The organism is Nocardioides sp. GCM10023255 (assembly GCF_042653125.1).
Taxonomy (GTDB): Bacteria; Actinomycetota; Actinomycetes; order Propionibacteriales; family Nocardioidaceae; genus Nocardioides.
On record NZ_JBHSHU010000009.1, the window covers coordinates 103,994 to 120,418 of the forward strand.

Sequence of the window (16,425 nt, forward strand, 5' to 3'; positions counted from 1 at the left end):
GCTCCCGGTGATTGGTCACCGGGAGCCGCGTCACATCGCCCGGCCCCCGGGGCCGGGCTCAGAGGGCCTTGACCGCGTTGAGGAGCTTGCCCAGCGACTCCTTGGCGTCGCCGAAGAGCAGCGTGGTCTTGGGGTCGAAGAGCAGCTCGTTCTCGATGCCGGCGAAGCCGGGACGCATGGAGCGCTTCATGAACACGATCTGCTTGGCCTCGTCGGCGTTCAGGATCGGCATGCCGTAGATCGGGGCGCCCGGGGTGGTCTTGGCGGCCGGGTTGACCACGTCGTTGGCGCCCACCACCAGGACCACGTCGGTGTTCTTGAACTCCCCGTTGATGTGGTCCATCTCGACCAGCTGCTCGTAGGGCACCTGGGCCTCGGCGAGCAGCACGTTCATGTGCCCGGGCATCCGGCCGGCGACCGGGTGGATGGCGTAGTCGACCCTGGTGCCGCGCTCGCCGAGCACGTCGACCAGCTCGCGCAGCGTGTGCTGGGCCTGGGCGACCGCGAGGCCGTAGCCGGGCACGATGATCACGCGGTCGGCGTACCCCAGCAGGATCGCGACGTCCTCGGGCCCGGCGGAGCGGACCGGACGGTCGCTGGCCTCGCCGGCGCCCAGCGTGGAGCCGCCCTTGAGCGCCCCGAAGAGGATGTTGGACACCGAGCGGCCCATCGCGCCGGCCATCAGCAGGGTCAGGAACGTACCGGACGCGCCGACCAGGGTGCCGGCGACCAGCAGCACGACGTTGGAGAGCACGTAGCCGCCCGCGGCCACCGTCAGGCCGGTGAACGCGTTGAGCAGCGAGATCACGATCGGCACGTCGGCGCCGCCCACCGGCAGCACGAGGAGGACGCCGATCAGCAGGCCGAGCAGCCCCAGCAGGATGCCGATCCACATCGCCGGCGCGGTCACGGTGGCCACGCCCAGCCCGAGGGTGGCCAGCAGCGCGACGCCGAACACCAGCGGGAGGCCGGGGAACACCACCGGCCGGGAGGTCATCAGCTCCTGCAGCTTGGCGAAGGTGATGATCGAGCCGGCGAACGAGATCGAGCCGACCGCGATCGTGAACGCGGTCGCGGCCAGCGTGAACCAGCCGATCGCGTCCGCCTCCGGCATCATCTCGTGCAGCTCGAGCAGCGCGACCAGAGCCGCCGCGCCACCGCCGACGCCGTTGAACAGCGCCACCATCTGCGGCATCTGGGTCATCTGGACCCGCTGCGCGCCGACGACGCCGCCGGCGGTGCCGACCGCGATCGCGACCAGGATCAGCGGCACGTGCTCGAGGTCGAGGTAGAAGAACGGCACCGCGACCGCCACCACGGCGGCGACGGCTCCGATGATGTTGCCGGTCCGGGCGGTCTTCGGGCCCGAGAGGCCCTTGAGCGCGAGGATGAAGCACACCGCGCAGGCGAGGTAGGTCAGCTGGACCCAGGTCGGCGTCACGCGGCACCACCCTCCTGCTTGACCTTGGCGGGCTTCTTGCGCACGAACATCTGCAGCATCCGGTCGGTCACCACGAACCCGCCGACCATGTTCACCGCGGCGAGCACGATCGCGACCAGCCCGACGACGAGCGCCACGGTGTTGTCGGTGCTGCCGGTGACGATGACCGCCCCGAGCAAAATGATCCCGTGGATGGCGTTGGCGCCCGACATCAGCGGCGTGTGCAGGGTCGAGGAGACCTTCGAGATCACCTCGATGCCGACGAACACGCTCAGCACGAAGATCGTCAGCCAGACGACGGGCTCGCTCATGCGCTCTCTCCCTCGATCGCCGTACGGGTGGGTTCGTGCCTGATGGCGCCGTCGTGGGTGACGCACGACCCGGCGACGATCTCGTCGTCGAAGTCCGGCGCGAACCGCGCGCCTCCCTCCTCCTCGGAGGTCTCGGTCATCAGGGTGACGATGTTGACGATGTTCTGGGCGTACAGCCGCGACGCCGGGCCCGGCATCTGCGAGGGCACGTTGCGCCCGCCCCACACCTGGGCGTTGCCGATCCGGACCACCTCGCCGGGCACCGAGCCCTCGACGTTGCCGCCGGTCTCGGCGGCCAGGTCCACCACCACCGACCCGGGGCTCATCTGCTCGACCATCGCCCGTGTCACCAGCATCGGCGCCTGTCGTCCCGGCACCGCGGCGGTGGTGATCAGCGCGTCGGCCGCGGCGATGTACGGCGTCAACAGCTCGCGCTGCCGGGCCGCACGGTCCTCGGTCATCTCCCGCGCGTAGCCGCCGGCGCCCTCCAGGGTCTCCAGCTCCAGGTCGATCGCCTGCGCGCCCATCGACCGGATCTCCTCCGCGGCGGCCGCGCGGACGTCGTAGGCCTTGACGACCGCGCCGAGCCGCTTGGCGGTGGCGATCGCCTGCAGGCCCGCGACGCCGGCGCCGAGGACCACGACCTCCGCGGGCGGCACCGTGCCGGCCGCGGTCATGTTCAGCGGGAAGAAGCGGCGCAGCATCCCGGCCGCCACGATCGCGCAGCGGTAGCCGGCGACCAGCGCCTGCGAGGACAGGGCGTCCATCGACTGGGCGCGGCTGATCCGCGGCACCAGCTCCATCGCGAACGACGTCACCCCGCAGTCGCGCAGGTCGGTGACCACCGCGCGCTCCTGCCCGGTCGGCAGGAACGAGATCGTCGCGGCCCCCCGTGGGAGCCGCCGGATCACGTCGTTGCCGAGCGGCTGGACCGAGACCACGAGGTCGGCGCCCTCGATCGCGGCGGCGTCGACGCTCGCGCCCGCGGCGGCGTACTCCTCGTCCGCGATCAGCGCGTGCGCTCCCGCATCGGGCTCGACCGCCACGTCGTACCCCAGTCCGGTCAGCTTGCCGACCAGCTCGGGCACCATCGCGACCCGGGCCTCGCCGTCACGGGTCTCCCTGGCTACTGCGATCTTCACCCGTCGCAACCTAGGGCAGAAACCGCAGGGCGAACAGGCATCTCACGTTCTCGGCGTGGTGAGCGATCCCACGCTCGCACCGCTCCGAGCGGATAGTCCGGCACGTTTTGCTGCTTCGACAGCCGGCAGGTCAGCCAAACGTGCCGGACTATCGCGACAGCTCGAACTCCTCCACCACCTCGTAGCGCGGCCGGCCACGGGGACCCTCGCCGAGGTGGGAGGCGACCAGGGTGGTCCGGTCGACGGTCCAGGCCGGGCCCTCGTAGGCGTCGAGGAGGCGCACCCAGCTCGACACCTCCTGCGGGCGACCGAGGCGGGCCACCGTGACGTGCGGGCGGAACCGCTTGCCGTCCACGGCGATGCCGGCACGCGACGCCGCGGCGCGGGCACCGGTGGCCATCCGGTCGAGCTCGGTGCGCCCAGCCTCGGTGAGGTCCAGCCCCGCCCAGACGACGCGCGCCCGTGCGGCGTTCGGGAAGGCACCGCCGCCGGCCACCCGCGTCTCGAAGGGCGTACGCCGGGCGGCCGCCCGGCCGAGCCGCTCGACCAGGTCGTCGATCCGGCGCTCCTCCACCTCGGCGAGGAAGGCGAGCGTCACGTGCAGCTGCTCGGCGGTGGCCCAGCGGAACGGTGCCGCGTCCCGCCGGGGCTCGAGGAACTCCTCGAGGTGCTCCACGACCTCGTCCGGCGGGACCAGCGCCACGAACATCCGCACGCGCCGACGCTAGCCGTCGCCGGGTGAGGTCACCTGCAGTACGCGCGCGCCACGGCCTTGGCGACCGTGCCCGGGTAGCTCGCGAAGCAGAGCAGCACGCCATCCTGGATGGTCCGTCCCGTGTGCCAGCGACCCGACGTGCTCTCCCAACGGTTCATTCCCGGGTAGAGGTTCTTGCAGTACTTGTAGTGGTACTTGCCCGCGTAGAAGAAGTTCGCCTTGTAGGCCACACGGAGCTGGTTGTCGTCCGTCGTGTTCTTGGCAGTGCTGAAGACGGTGACTTCCTTGGCCTTGTAGTAGGAGCCGAACAGCCGCAGGTCCGCGTGCAGCTTGCCCTTGGCCTTCACCCTCACGAGCTTGCTCAGCGGCACCGAGGCCTCACCGCTCAGGTCCGCCGTCGAGCTGTAGCTCGCCTTCAGTCGCGAGCGCTGGGTGACGTGCCGCCACTTCTTCTTCACGTCGCCCGGAGCCAGCGTGAAGGGCTTGGCGTAACCGATGCCCACGTGGGACCGGATGTCCCACACGCGGGTGCGGGTGGCCCCGGCATGCCCACACTCCGCCCCGTACCGCGCAGTGACGGTGCCCGGTGACGCGTCGCCCGTGGCCGGGGACGGGCCCTCCACGGCCGCTCCGGCCGGGAGCGGCGCGCCGATCGACAGGATGGATGCTGCGAGGGCGGCGGCGACCTTGTTCCGCATGCGTTACCTACTTCCGAGAACGGCCCCCGGTGGGACCGGGCTCGCGCAGTGTAGGCGCTGCGCGGCACGCCCGCGCGGGTGTCGCGGGCGTGCCGGTGGAGACGCTCAGCCCTTGGTGCCGCCCGCGGTCAGGCCCGCGACCAGGTGCTTCTGGGCGAAGAAGAACACCAGGGCCGCCGGGATGGTGATCAGCACCGCGCCGGCGGTGAGGAGCTCCCAGCGCGGCTGGAACTGCGGGACGAACTGCTGCAGACCGGCGCCGAGCGTGTAGTGGTCGTCGGTCTGCATGAAGGCGATCGCGTAGGCGACCTCGCCCCACGCCGTGAGGAACGTGTAGAACGCCGTCACCGCCAGGCCCGGGCGCGCCAGCGGCAGCACCACCCGCCAGAACGTGCCGAACGGGCCGAGCCCGTCGAGCGACGCGGCCTCGTCGAGCTCCTTGGGGATCGTGTCGAAGTAGCCGCGCAGCATCCAGGCGCAGAAGGGCACCGCCACGGTGCAGTAGGCGATGACCAGCGAGGCCTTGGTGTCGATCAGGCCGAGGTCGGCCATGATCGTGTAGATCGGGACGATCAGGATGGCGACCGGGAACATCTGGGTGAGCAGGAAGGTCCACATCAGGCCGCGCTTGCCCGGGAAGTTGAACCGGCTCAGCGCGTAGCCGGCGAGCGCCGACATCGAGATGCCGATGAGCATCGTGAACGCCGCGACGATCACCGAGTTCAGGAACCAGTCCGGGAAGTTCGTGTCGAACAGGACCCGGCGGTAGTTGTCGAACGACGGGTCCGAGACCAGCTGGATCTTGGAGCGGCGGATCTCCGAGGCGGGCTTGAACGAGCTGAGCACCACCCACGCCATCGGGAACAGCGCGATGAAGGTGGCCACGACCAGCGTGCCGTGCAGGCCGATCGAGGCGAGCGTCGAGCGCTCACGCCTCGGCTTCGGCGGCCGGTCGACGGACAGGTCGGCGACGACCTCGCCGCCGGGAATCGAGGTGATCGCCATCAGAACACGTCTCCCTGCTTGTTGAGCGCCCTGCGGTAGATCGCGGCGTAGATCGTCAGCATCGAGAGGATGAGGACGCCGTACGTCGCGGCGAGCGAGTAGTTGCGGACGCCCTCGAAGGCGGCCCGGAACGCACCCGTCACGAGGATCTCCGTCTGCCCGGCCGGTTGGCCACGGGTGACGAAGTAGATGATCGGGAACATGTTGAACGTCCAGATCGTGCCGAGCAGGATCACGGTCGAGCTGACCGGCCGCAGGCCCGGGAGCGTGATGTTCACGAACCGCTGCCAGGGCGAGGCGCCGTCCATCTCGGCTGCCTCGTAGAGCTCGCCGGGGATCGACTGCAGGCCGCCGAGCAGCGCCACCATCATGAAGGGGACGCCGAGCCAGACGTTGGTGGTGATGGCGGTGAAGAGCGAGGTCCAGCGGTTGGAGTACCACTCCACGGGGTCCACGCCGAGGTGCGGCAGCACCGCGTTGATCAGGCCGAACTGCTGGTCGAAGAGGAACCGCCAGGCGAACGCCGCGACGAACGCCGGCACCGCCCACGGGACGATCAGCGCCACCCGGTAGAAGGCCCGGCCGCGCATCCTGCGGTTCAGCATCACCGCGAGCCCCAGGCCGATGCCGAAGTGGAGGACCACGCAGCTGACGGTCCACACGAGCGTGTTGGTGAACTGCAGCCAGAACTCCCCGCGCTGGCCGGTCAGGACGTCGACGTAGTTGTCGAGCCCGACGAACTCGGCCGCCTTCGGGTTGGGCTTGCAGGTCTCCTCACCGCCGAGCACCTTGGTGCAGATCTCGCTGCGCTGGTTGGACTCGTTGAGGTTGGTGAACGACTGGTAGACGCCCTGCGCGAGCGGGAACAGGACGAGCACACCGAGCACGGCCACGGTGGGCAGCACCATCGCCCAGGCGTACCAGTACCGGTCGAAGCTGCGGCGCAGCCGGCCGGGCGTCCGGGTCGGGCGTCGCAGGTCGTCGGGTTCCGACGGGGCGGGTGCGGGGCTGACGTCGGTCGCGGACATCGGTCCTCCAGGGGACTGCTGGGTGAAGACGAGCAGGCGCAGGCTACGCCGGCGCCGGGGCGCCGTCCGCGGGGCCGGGTCGAGTGACCCGGCCCCGCGGACGGCGGCGGTGGATCACTCCTGGGAGTAATCCGGGACGACGTCGGACTTGAAGGTGTCGGCAGCCTTGTCGAGCGCCTTCTTCGGGTCCTGGCCCTGCACCATGATCTCGGTGCCCATCACGTCGAGCGGCGTGAAGAACAGGCCACCCTCGGGGATCCACGGACGGGCGTGGGCCACGTTCATGGCGTCCTGCCACATGGAGACCTTCTCGTTCGAGACCTCGTCGTACGCCGAGTCGCGGGTGGGCAGCGTGCCCAGCTTGTCGGCGGTGTAGGCCTGCGACTCCGCGGAGGACATGAACTTCACGAACGCGATGGCCGCCTCCGCCTTGTCGTCGCTCATGCCCGAGTAGATGACGTAGTTGTGGCCGCCGACCGGGGCGCCCTGGCCGGCCGAGCCGGCGGGCACCGGCGCGACGCCGAGGTTGTCGAGACCGCCGAAGTCGGGGCTGCCCTCGACCGCGGAGACGGTCCACGGACCGTTGATCATCATGGCCACCTTGCCCTCCTGGAAGAGGGTCTGGATGGTGGCGTCGGCGTCGTTGGCGACCGGCTTGACCGAGGCACCGCTCTTCACCAGGTCCTGGGCGGTCTGCATGCCCTTGACGTTGGCGTCGCTGTTCACGGTGATCTTCTTCGCGTCGGTGTCGACCAGGTCACCGTCCTCGCCGTAGATGAACGGCAGCAGGTAGTAGCCGCCACTGCCCAGCGCGATCGCGTCGGCGCCGGTCTTCTGCTTGATGGTCGGCGCCACCTCCTTGAGCTCGTCCCACGTGGTGGGGACCTCGACGCCGGCCTCGTCGAGCAGCTTCTTGTTGTACATCAGGCCGAGGGTGTCGGTGACCTGCGGGACGCCGTACGTCTTGCCGTCGAAGACGTTGCTCGAGAGGGGGCTCTCGAGGAAGTCGTTGTCCTCCAGGAGCGGGGTGCCGTCGAGGGCGTAGAGGTAGCCCAGCGAGGCGAACTCCGGGGTCCAGGCGACCTCGGCCCGCAGGATGTCGGGAGCACCGGAGCCGGACTGCGCGGCGGTCTTGAACTTGCTCTGCGCCTCACCGAACGGGACCATCTGGTGGTCGATCTTGACGTTCGGGTACTCCTCGTTGAACTTCTTGATCAGCTCGTCGTAGACCGGGCCCTCGTTGGCCGGGTCCGAGGTGTCCCACCACGTCAGCTCGGCCTTGAGGCTGGCCGGGTCGACGCTGCTCTCGGACGAGTTCTTGGGGGTCTCCGCCGAGCTCTTGCTGTCCCCGCCGCCGCAGGCGGTCAGGGTCAGGGCGAGCGCGGCGGCGCCAGCGAGTGCAGGCAGGGTGCGGCGCATGATGCTCCTTGAGGGTTCTCTGTGATGCGGGCCACGGGAGGCTAGCAAGAACCTTGCAAGAATTGAAAGCCCTTGCACAATGCGTGACGATCGCGTTACATACGCCCGTGGCAACCCTGGCCGACATCGCCGCCGAGGCGGGCGTGAGCGAAGCGACCGTGAGCCGTGTCCTCAACGACAAGCCGGGCGTGAGCGACGGCGCACGGCAGTCCGTGCTGGTCGCCCTCGACCTGCTCGGCTACGAGCGCCCGGCCCGGCTGCGCCGGCGCAGCGCGGGCCTGGTGGGCGTGGTCGTCCCCGAGCTGGAGAACCCGATCTTCCCCGCGTTCGCGCAGGTCATCGACGACGCGCTCTCCAGCCGCCGCTACACGCCCGTGCTCTGCACCCAGTCGCCCGGCGGCATCTCCGAGGACGAGTACGTCGAGTCCCTGCTCGACCACGGGGTCGCCGGGATCATCTTCGTGTCCGGACGCCACGCCGACCGGGCCGCCGACCAGGAGCGCTACCGCGCGCTGATCGCCCGTGGGCTCCCCGTGGTGTTCGTCAACGGCTTCGCCCCCGGGCTCGATGCGCCGTTCCTCTCCACCGACGACCACGAGGCGATGACGCTCGCCGTCTCCCACCTCGTGCAGCTCGGCCACACCCGGATCGGGCTGGCCACCGGGCCGAACCGCTACGTCCCGGCGCTGCGCAAGCGTGAGGGGTTCGTGGCCGCGCTCGGTCGGTCGCTGGGCCTCGCGCCCGCGGAGGCGGAGGGCTGGATCGTGGAGGCGCTCTACACCCTCGAGGGCGGGGCCGCCGCAACCCGGGACCTCCTCGAGCGGGGCGCCACCGCTGTGGTGTGCGGCTCGGACCCGATGGCGCTCGGCGCGGTCCGGGCGGTCCGCGAGGCGGGCCTCGAGGTGCCGGACGACGTCTCGGTGATCGGCTTCGACGACTCCCGGCTCACCCAGTTCTTCGACCCGCCGCTCACCACCGTGCGCCAGCCGGTGCAGACGATGGGCCTGGCCGCCGTGGCGGCGCTCGCGGACGCCATCGAGGGCGAGCCGAGCCCCCCGCACGAGTACCTCTTCCGCCCCGAGCTGGTCCTGCGCTCCTCCACCGGCCCCGCGCCCACCCGGTGAGCCGGGCCCGGGGTCGGCGGGGTCAGCCGATCTGGGTGCCGAGCGCCGCGCCGATCACGTAGGTGACCGCCATGGCGAACAGGCCGCCGCCCACGTTGCGGTAGACCGCGCGGCGGGTGGGGCCGTAGCCGAACTTCGCGCTGGCCCACCCGGTGATGCCGAGCGCGATGACGACCGCGACCACCGTGACCGGGACCCGGAGGCCGGCGGTGAAGAGCACGATGGTGAGCAGCGGCAGCAGCGCCCCGACCGTGAACGCGAGCATCGAGGCCCACGCGGCGTGCCAGGGGTTGGTCAGGTCGTCGGGGTCGATGTTGAGCTCGGCCTCGGCGTGCGCTCGGAGCGCGTCGTGCTCGGTGAGCTCCTCGGCGACCCGGAGCGCCAGCTCCTCGCTGAGCCCCTTGTCCCGGTAGATCCCGGCGAGCTCGGCCAGCTCCTCCTCCGGGTCCTGGACCAGCTCGCGACGCTCCTTCTCCAGCAGGGCGTGCTCGGAGTCGCGCTGCGTGCTGACCGAGACGTACTCCCCGGCCGCCATGCTCAGCGCCCCGGCGGCCAGCCCGGCGACGCCCGCGACCAGGATCGCGGTCCGGTCGCTGGTCGCGCCGGCGACACCGACCACGAGGCCAGCGGTCGACACGATGCCGTCGTTGGCGCCGAGGACGCCGGCACGCAGCCAGTTGAGGCGGTTGCTGATCCCGCTGGTGTGCGGCTCGTCCTCGTGCGGTCCCACGGGTACGTCGACATCGCTGGCGTCGGTGCTCATGGTCCGATCGTCATCGTCCGGGGGCGGTTGCTGCAAGGAAGGCAAGGCTGCGCTCACCCCGTGGCCGACCGGGCCCTCACAGGCCGAGGTCGCGGCCGATGAGCATCTTCATGATCTCGTTCGAGCCGGCCCAGATCTTGGTGACCCGGGCGTCGCGCCAGGCGCGGGCCACGCGGTACTCGTTCATGTAGCCGTAGCCGCCGTGCAGCTGCACGCAGTGGTCGAGCACGTCGTTCTGCACCTGGGAGGTCCACCACTTGGCCTTGGCGGCGTCGACCGGCGTGAGCTCGTGGCGGGTGTGCTTCATGATGCACTGGTCGACGTACGCCTGGGTGACCTCGACCTGGGTCACCAGCTCGGCCAGCAGGAACTGGTTGTGCTGGAAGTTGCCGATCGGCTGGCCGAAGGCCTTGCGGTCCTTGGCGTACTGGACCGTCTCCTCGAGGATCTGCGCCGCGTGGGCGAGGTTGGTGATCGCCGAGCCGAGCCGCTCCTGCGGCAGGAACTGCATCATCGAGATGAAGCCGGTGTCGAGCTCGCCGATCAGGTCGTCGTTGCTGACCCGCACGTCCTCGAACGCCAGCTCGGCGGTGTCGGACTCGTCCTGGCCGACCTTGTCGAGCACCCGGCCGACCGAGAAGCCCGGCAGCGAGGTGTCGACGCCGAAGAGCGAGATGCCCTTGGCCTTCTTCTCCGGCGAGGTGCGCGCGGCGACCACGACGAGGTCGGCGCTGCCGCCGTTGGTGATGAAGGTCTTCGAACCGTTGATGACCCAGTGGTCGCCGTCGCGGACGGCGGTGGTCTTCAGGTTGGCCAGGTCCGAGCCGCCACCGGGCTCGGTCATGCCGATGCCGGTGAGCAGCTCGCCGCTGCAGAACCTCGGCAGCCAGCGCCGCTTCTGCTCCTCGGTGGTGAGGTGCACGAGGTACGGCGCCACGATGTCGGCGTGGATCCCGACGCAGCTCGGGAGGGTCATGTTGACCTTGGCCAGCTCCTCGGTGAGGACCGCGTTGAACCGGTAGTCCCCCGCCTCGGAGCCGCCGTACTCCTCAGGGATCTCGAGGCCGAGGAAGCCCTGCTTGCCGGCGGCGGTCCAGAAGTCCCGCGTCAGGCCGTGGTTCTGCTCGTACTCGTCGAGGTGCGGGACGACCTCGCGGTCCAGGAACTCCTTGACGGAGGCCCGGAAGGCCTCGTGGTCCTCGTCGTAGATCTCACGCGTCATGAGCCCGATCCTACTGCCGGGTAACCACGTGGCACAGGACTGGTGGCCGGTCTCACGTCGCACTCCCGGACGGTCAGGCGCGCGGGTCGTCGACCCGGCCGAGGAACAGCGGGGTGCCGTGCTGGACGTCGTGGACGACGAACAGGAACGGTCGGTTCACGTACACCTCCTCGACCGGCACCTGGGCGGAGGTCGCGCCCATGACGATCGCGGTGGCGGCCGCGGCCTCCGTGCCGTGCTCGTCCACGGCCACGAAGGTCTCGTGCAGGACGGCGTCGACGTGCAGGCGCTCGTCGCGGGTCATCCCCGAGAAGTCCGCCCGGCGCGGGTCGAACGCGCTCGGCATGCCCATCCCGGCCAGCACGTCCGTGAGCGGCGTGGTCGACCGGAACGTCCAGCGTGGCAGGCCGAGCTCCAGCGGCTGTTGCTCGACGGAGGCGAGGATGCGGGGCAGGCCGCCGCGGAGGACCAGCTCGGTCACCTCGCCCTTCCGGCCGCGGTCGGGCAGCACGATCGTCATCGCCAGGCCGCCACCGGCGTACAGGAGGCGGATCGCCTGCCAGCCGTCGCCGGCGCCCAGCGCAGCCGAGGTCAGGGCGCCCGACATGGTGGGCACGGCGGTCACGGTGCCGTCGTCGAGCTCGAACGCCCGGTCCCCGGACCGTGCTTCGTTGAAGGGCTCGGCCCACGGCGCCTTGAGGTAGAGGGCGTCGACCAGGACCAGCCGGGTGAGCCTGTCGACGGCGCCGGCGGGGAGGATCTCGGGGATCCGCTCGTGGGTCTGCTCGGCGGTCCAGCCGTTGACCAGGCCCCGCGCCGCCTCGGGGTCGCGCCCGTAGTCGACCAGCCGCACGCCGGCGCCGAACCAGCGGGCCAGCGCGTCGAGGAAGGCCTCCTCCCAGTCGTTGCCGACCTGGGCGAAGAGCTCGTTGGCGGCGGTCAGCTCGATCTCGGGCGGGTGCTCGCTGCCGTCGTCGACCGGGCCGGCCAGGCCCTCCACGTGCTGGGTCAGCGCGGCCAGGCCCTCGTCCAGGCCCTCGATCCCGCCGGAGCCCCTGCCGGACCCGAGCACGTCGAGCATCTCGGCGGCGGTCCGCCCGCGGGCTCCGTTGGCGGTCATGGCCAGCGCGACGGCGACCGAGTAGGGGCTCAGCGCGATGTTGCCCGGGCCGGCGACCACGGCGTCGAACAGGCCTGCGGCGAGGGCGTGCACGGACGCGGCCGCGGCGGGAGCCGCCTCGGGGTCGCCCGGGGAGCGCCCGACGACCGAGCGGGCCAGCTCGAGGCGGACGGGAGCCATCCGCGGCGGGACCGACGGTGGATCGTGGTCGCAGGCCGCGAGCGGGACCAGGGCGCCGAGCAGGGCGGCGAGCCGGAGGGCGTCACGACGACTGAGGTCCACGACGGGTTGGACGTGCCGTCGCCGCACCGGGTTCCCGGGCTCAGCCTGGAGCCACCGATGGCCGCCCTCGCGAGCGTCGCCAGCCGGGGGCGATGGCAAGGCGCCGGCGCGAAGGCATACCGGGCGTCTGATGAGCGTCGGCAACGCCGCCAGCGCGCCCGGATGGTGGCGCGCAGCAGGCGGAGAGCGGTGGATCCAGGCTCAGCCTGGAGCCACCGATGGCCGCCGTCGCGAGCGTCGCCAGCCGGGGGCGATGGCAAGGCGCCGGCGCGAAGGCATACCGGGCGTCTGATGAGCGTCGGCAACGCCGCCAGCGTGCCCGGATGGTGGCGCGCAGCAGGCGGAGAGCGGTGGATCCAGGCTCAGCCGGTCGGCTCCTCCACCCGACGCGGCATCGCGACCCCCACGACGAGGAGCAGCAGCGCGAACACCGCCGAGGCGACGAACACCGCGTGGATCGCCGGGTCGAGGACCGAGCCGGGCAGCTGCTCGAGGTCGGGCACGCCGCCCGCGACCCGGGCCGCGACGACACCGTTGGCGATCGCGCCGAACGCCGCCACGCCGAGCGCGCTGCCGACCGAGCGGGCGAACATGTTCGCGGCGGTCGCGACGCCGCGGTGCTCCCACGTGACGGCCGACTGGGCGGCGACGACGGCCGGGCTGGCGACGTACCCGAAGCCGATGCCCATCACGAAGCACGGGGCGGCGAGGTGCAGCAGCGAGCTGTGCGGGCCGACGGTGAGCAGCAGGGCGCCGCCCGCCACGGCGAACGCGGCGCCCAGCAGCGTGGTCACCCGGAAGCCGAGGGAGAGGTAGAAGCGACCGGAGGTGGTGGCCGCGATCGGCCAGCCGATGGTCATGGCGGCCAGTGCCAGGCCGGAGGTGACCGCGTCGTGGTGGAGCACGGTCTGGGCGTAGAGGGGGACGTACGACGTGAGCCCGAGCATCAGCACGCCGACGACCAGCGACCCGGCCGAGGACGCGTTGAGCACCCGGTTGCGGAAGATCCAGGGCGGGAGCACCGGCTCGGCCGCCCGACGCTCCACGACCGCGAAGGCGACCAGCAGCACGACCGCGGCCCCGAGCACGACGAGGCTGGCCGGCGAGGTCCACGCCCAGCGCACCCCGCCCTCGAGGAGCCCGAGCAGCAGCAGCACCCCGCCGACCGTGAGCAGCGCCGAGCCGGCGTAGTCGATGCAGTGCCGGCGCCGCTCGACGCGCTCGGAGAAGTGGCGCACGAGCATCCAGCCGGCGGCCAGGCCGATGGGGAGGTTGACGAAGAAGATCCAGCGCCACGACAGGTAGTCGGAGAAGACCCCGCCGAGCGTCGGGCCGACGACCGCGGACATCGCCCAGACGCTGGCGATGTAGCCCTGCACCTTGGCCCGCTCCGCCATCGAGTAGATGTCTCCGACGATCGTCATGCCGATCGGCTGGACGGCGCCGGCACCGAGGCCCTGGAGCGCGCGGAACGCGATGAGCGACCCCATCCCCCAGGCGACTCCGCACAGCAGCGAGCCCACCACGAAGAGCCCGACCCCGAGGAGCATCACCGGCTTGCGGCCGAACTGGTCCGCGACCTTGCCGTAGATCGGCACCGCCACCGCCTGGGCCAGCAGGTAGACCGAGAACAGCCACGGGAACTGCGTGAAGCCACCGAGGTCACCGACGATCGCCGGCACGGCGGTGGCCAGGATCGTCGAGTCGATGGCGACCAGCCCGATGCTGAGCATGACCGCCAGCAGCACCGGTCCGCGCTCGCTGCGCAGCCCGACGCTCGCCCGGGAGATCTCGGTCGCGGGCGGGGTCGACGACGGGGAGGAGGTCACGTGTGACCCGAACCCCACGAGGCCGGGGGTTCATTCCCGGGCCCCGCGGGTACAGGCTGTCCAGCGCAGGTCGGCGTACCTCCCGTCCTGTGCTTTGATCGTTCCAATGAGCCTCGCCCCCGGGGCTCCGACGTTCGCGGAGGACCGCATGGAGACCTGGCCCGGGCACGCCTACCCCCTCGGGGCGACGTTCGACGGGAGCGGGACGAACTTCGCGCTCTTCAGCGAGGTCGCCGAGCGCGTGGAGCTGTGCCTCTTCGAGGTGGGCTCGCGCGGGAAGGTCACCGAGACCCGCGTCGAGCTGACCGAGGTCGACGCCTTCGTGTGGCACTGCTACCTGCCGTCCGTGCAGCCCGGCCAGCGCTACGGCTACCGCGTGCACGGCCCGTGGGACCCCGAGAACGGCCTGCGCTGCAACCCGAACAAGCTGCTCCTCGACCCCTACGCCAAGGCCACCACCGGCGAGATCGACTGGGACCAGTCGTTGTTCGGCTACAACTTCGGCGACCCGGACTCGCGCAACGACGACGACTCCGCGGCGCACATGACCCACGGCGTCGTGATCAACCCGTTCTTCGACTGGGAGGGCGACCGCCGCCTCGACATCCCCTACAACGAGTCGGTCATCTACGAGGCGCACGTCAAGGGCCTCACCCAGCTGCACCCCGACATCCCCGAGGAGCAGCGCGGCACCTACGCCGGGCTCTCGCACCCGGCCGTCACCGAGCACCTCACCAAGCTCGGCGTCACCGCCATCGAGCTGATGCCGGTGCACCAGTTCGTGCAGGACAGCACGCTGTTGGAGAAGGGGCTGCGCAACTACTGGGGCTACAACACCCTCGGCTTCTTCGCGCCGCACGCGTCGTACGCCGCCACCGGCGAGCGGGGCCAGCAGGTCCAGGAGTTCAAGTCGATGGTGAAGTCGATGCACGCCGCGGGCATCGAGGTGATCCTCGACGTGGTCTACAACCACACCGCGGAGGGCAACCACCTCGGCCCGACGCTGAGCTTCAAGGGCATCGACAACCCGGCGTACTACCGGCTGGAGGAGAACGACCGCCGCTACTACACCGACTACACCGGCACCGGGAACTCCCTCAACGTCCGGCACCCCCACTCGCTGCAGCTGATCATGGACTCGCTGCGCTACTGGGTCACCGAGATGCACGTCGACGGCTTCCGCTTCGACCTCGCGGCCACCCTGGCCCGCGAGTTCTACGACGTCGACCGGCTCGCGACGTTCTTCGAGCTCGTGCAGCAGGACCCGGTCGTCTCGCAGGTGAAGCTGATCGCCGAGCCCTGGGACATCGGCCCCGGCGGCTACCAGGTCGGCAACTTCCCGCCGCAGTGGACCGAGTGGAACGGCGCCTACCGCGACACCGTCCGCGACTTCTGGCGCGGCGAGCCGTCGCTCGGCGAGTTCGCCTCCCGGCTGGCCGGCTCCTCGGACTTCTACGAGCACTCGGGCCGGCGCCCGGTCGCCAGCATCAACTTCGTCACCGCCCACGACGGCTTCACGCTGCGCGACCTGGTCTCCTACAACGAGAAGCACAACGACGCCAACGGCGAGGACAACAACGACGGCGAGAGCCACAACCGCTCCTGGAACCACGGTGTCGAGGGGCCGACCGACGACCCCGAGATCCTCGCCGCGCGCGCCCGCGAGCAGCGCAACTTCATCGCGACGCTGCTGCTGAGCCAGGGCGTGCCGATGATCCTGCACGGCGACGAGCTCGGCCGGACCCAGGACGGCAACAACAACACCTACGCCCAGGACTCCGAGATCGCCTGGGTGCACTGGGACCGCGCCGACACCCCGCTGGTGGAGTTCACCGCGGCCGTCGCCCGGCTCCGCAAGGACCACCCGACGTTCCGCCGCAAGAGGTTCTTCACCGGCACCACCGTGCGCACCGGCGACGGGGAACGGCTCAACGACATCGTCTGGCTGCACCTCGACGGCCGGCCGATGGAGGACGACGACTGGCAGGGTGGCTCGCAGGCGATCGGCATGTACCTCAACGGGAACGGCATCGCCGGCCTCGACGAGCGCGGCCAGGCCATCACCGACGACCACTTCCTGCTCTACTTCAACGCCGACGGGCCGGCCGAGGTGACGCTCCCGCCGGACGAGTACGCCGAGGCCTGGGACGTCGTCATCGACACCGGCGGCGCCGCGGACGACGAGACCACCCACCGGGCCGGCGGGAAGCTCCACCTCGAGACCCACAGCGTCGTGGTGCTGCAGCAGCACTCGAAGCCCGAGGCCGAGGTCGACCACTCGGTCGCGGCCTCCGTGGCCGCGCAGGCCAAGCAGGGCTGAGGGAAC

The 16,425-nt window shown here is 70.9% G+C and carries 14 protein-coding genes; 2 read left to right on the forward strand and 12 right to left on the reverse strand.

Annotated features, from left to right (window positions below; translation table 11 throughout):
- Positions 1–58 precede the first annotated feature (58 nt).
- The 8 genes from ACFO9I_RS14285 to ACFO9I_RS14320 form a co-directional block, all read right to left on the reverse strand.
- The gene (locus ACFO9I_RS14285) at positions 59–1,441 is read right to left on the reverse strand and encodes an NAD(P)(+) transhydrogenase (Re/Si-specific) subunit beta (protein WP_379181951.1); all 1,383 of its coding nucleotides are present in this window, start codon (positions 1,439–1,441) and stop codon (positions 59–61) included.
- Entirely contained in the window at positions 1,438–1,752 is a 315-nt protein-coding gene (locus tag ACFO9I_RS14290) for an NAD(P) transhydrogenase subunit alpha (RefSeq protein WP_379181953.1), read from the reverse strand. Before ACFO9I_RS14290 ends, ACFO9I_RS14285 begins: the two co-directional genes overlap by 4 nt.
- Entirely contained in the window at positions 1,749–2,894 is a 1,146-nt protein-coding gene (locus tag ACFO9I_RS14295; RefSeq protein ID WP_379181955.1) for an NAD(P) transhydrogenase subunit alpha, read from the reverse strand. The genes ACFO9I_RS14290 and ACFO9I_RS14295 overlap by 4 nt, the downstream gene beginning before the upstream one ends.
- Before the next feature lie 148 nt (positions 2,895–3,042).
- Positions 3,043–3,603 carry an RNA 2',3'-cyclic phosphodiesterase gene (thpR, locus tag ACFO9I_RS14300; protein WP_379182783.1) on the reverse strand — a complete coding sequence of 187 codons (561 nt, stop codon included), beginning with the start codon at positions 3,601–3,603 and terminating at the stop codon, positions 3,043–3,045.
- Between the two features lie 35 nt (positions 3,604–3,638).
- Positions 3,639–4,307 carry a hypothetical protein gene (locus ACFO9I_RS14305; protein ID WP_379181957.1) on the reverse strand — a complete coding sequence of 223 codons (669 nt, stop codon included), beginning with the start codon at positions 4,305–4,307 and terminating at the stop codon, positions 3,639–3,641.
- Positions 4,308–4,412: 105 nt separating this feature from the next.
- A complete protein-coding gene (locus ACFO9I_RS14310) occupies positions 4,413–5,312 on the reverse strand; it encodes a sugar ABC transporter permease (RefSeq protein ID WP_379181959.1) in 900 nt (299 codons plus the stop codon).
- On the reverse strand, positions 5,312–6,340 hold the full coding sequence (locus tag ACFO9I_RS14315; protein WP_379181961.1) for a carbohydrate ABC transporter permease: 1,029 nt from the start codon (positions 6,338–6,340) through the stop codon (positions 5,312–5,314). Before ACFO9I_RS14315 ends, ACFO9I_RS14310 begins: the two co-directional genes overlap by 1 nt.
- 114 nt (positions 6,341–6,454) lie before the next feature.
- Complete coding sequence (locus tag ACFO9I_RS14320) at positions 6,455–7,759, reverse strand: extracellular solute-binding protein (RefSeq protein WP_379181963.1); 1,305 nt, start codon at positions 7,757–7,759, stop codon at positions 6,455–6,457.
- Positions 7,760–7,866: 107 nt separating this feature from the next.
- Between ACFO9I_RS14320 and ACFO9I_RS14325 the strand changes: the two genes are divergently transcribed.
- On the forward strand, positions 7,867–8,883 hold the full coding sequence (locus ACFO9I_RS14325) for a LacI family DNA-binding transcriptional regulator (protein ID WP_379181965.1): 1,017 nt from the start codon (positions 7,867–7,869) through the stop codon (positions 8,881–8,883).
- Positions 8,884–8,905: 22 nt separating this feature from the next.
- Here ACFO9I_RS14325 and ACFO9I_RS14330 read toward each other — a convergent pair whose 3' ends face one another.
- The 4 genes from ACFO9I_RS14330 to ACFO9I_RS14345 form a co-directional block, all read right to left on the reverse strand.
- On the reverse strand, positions 8,906–9,646 hold the full coding sequence (locus ACFO9I_RS14330; RefSeq protein WP_379181967.1) for a VIT1/CCC1 transporter family protein: 741 nt from the start codon (positions 9,644–9,646) through the stop codon (positions 8,906–8,908).
- Between the two features lie 76 nt (positions 9,647–9,722).
- Positions 9,723–10,868 (reverse strand): acyl-CoA dehydrogenase family protein, encoded by a 1,146-nt coding sequence (locus tag ACFO9I_RS14335; protein ID WP_379181969.1) that lies wholly within the window; start codon positions 10,866–10,868, stop codon positions 9,723–9,725.
- Between the two features lie 73 nt (positions 10,869–10,941).
- Complete coding sequence (locus tag ACFO9I_RS14340; protein WP_379181971.1) at positions 10,942–12,270, reverse strand: serpin family protein; 1,329 nt, start codon at positions 12,268–12,270, stop codon at positions 10,942–10,944.
- 362 nt (positions 12,271–12,632) lie between these two features.
- Complete coding sequence (locus tag ACFO9I_RS14345) at positions 12,633–14,099, reverse strand: MDR family MFS transporter (protein ID WP_379181973.1); 1,467 nt, start codon at positions 14,097–14,099, stop codon at positions 12,633–12,635.
- A gap of 148 nt (positions 14,100–14,247) precedes the next feature.
- On the opposite strand from ACFO9I_RS14345, the gene glgX reads away from it, so the two are divergent.
- Complete coding sequence (gene glgX, locus ACFO9I_RS14350; RefSeq protein WP_379182784.1) at positions 14,248–16,419, forward strand: glycogen debranching protein GlgX; 2,172 nt, start codon at positions 14,248–14,250, stop codon at positions 16,417–16,419.
- Positions 16,420–16,425: the final 6 nt, after the last annotated feature.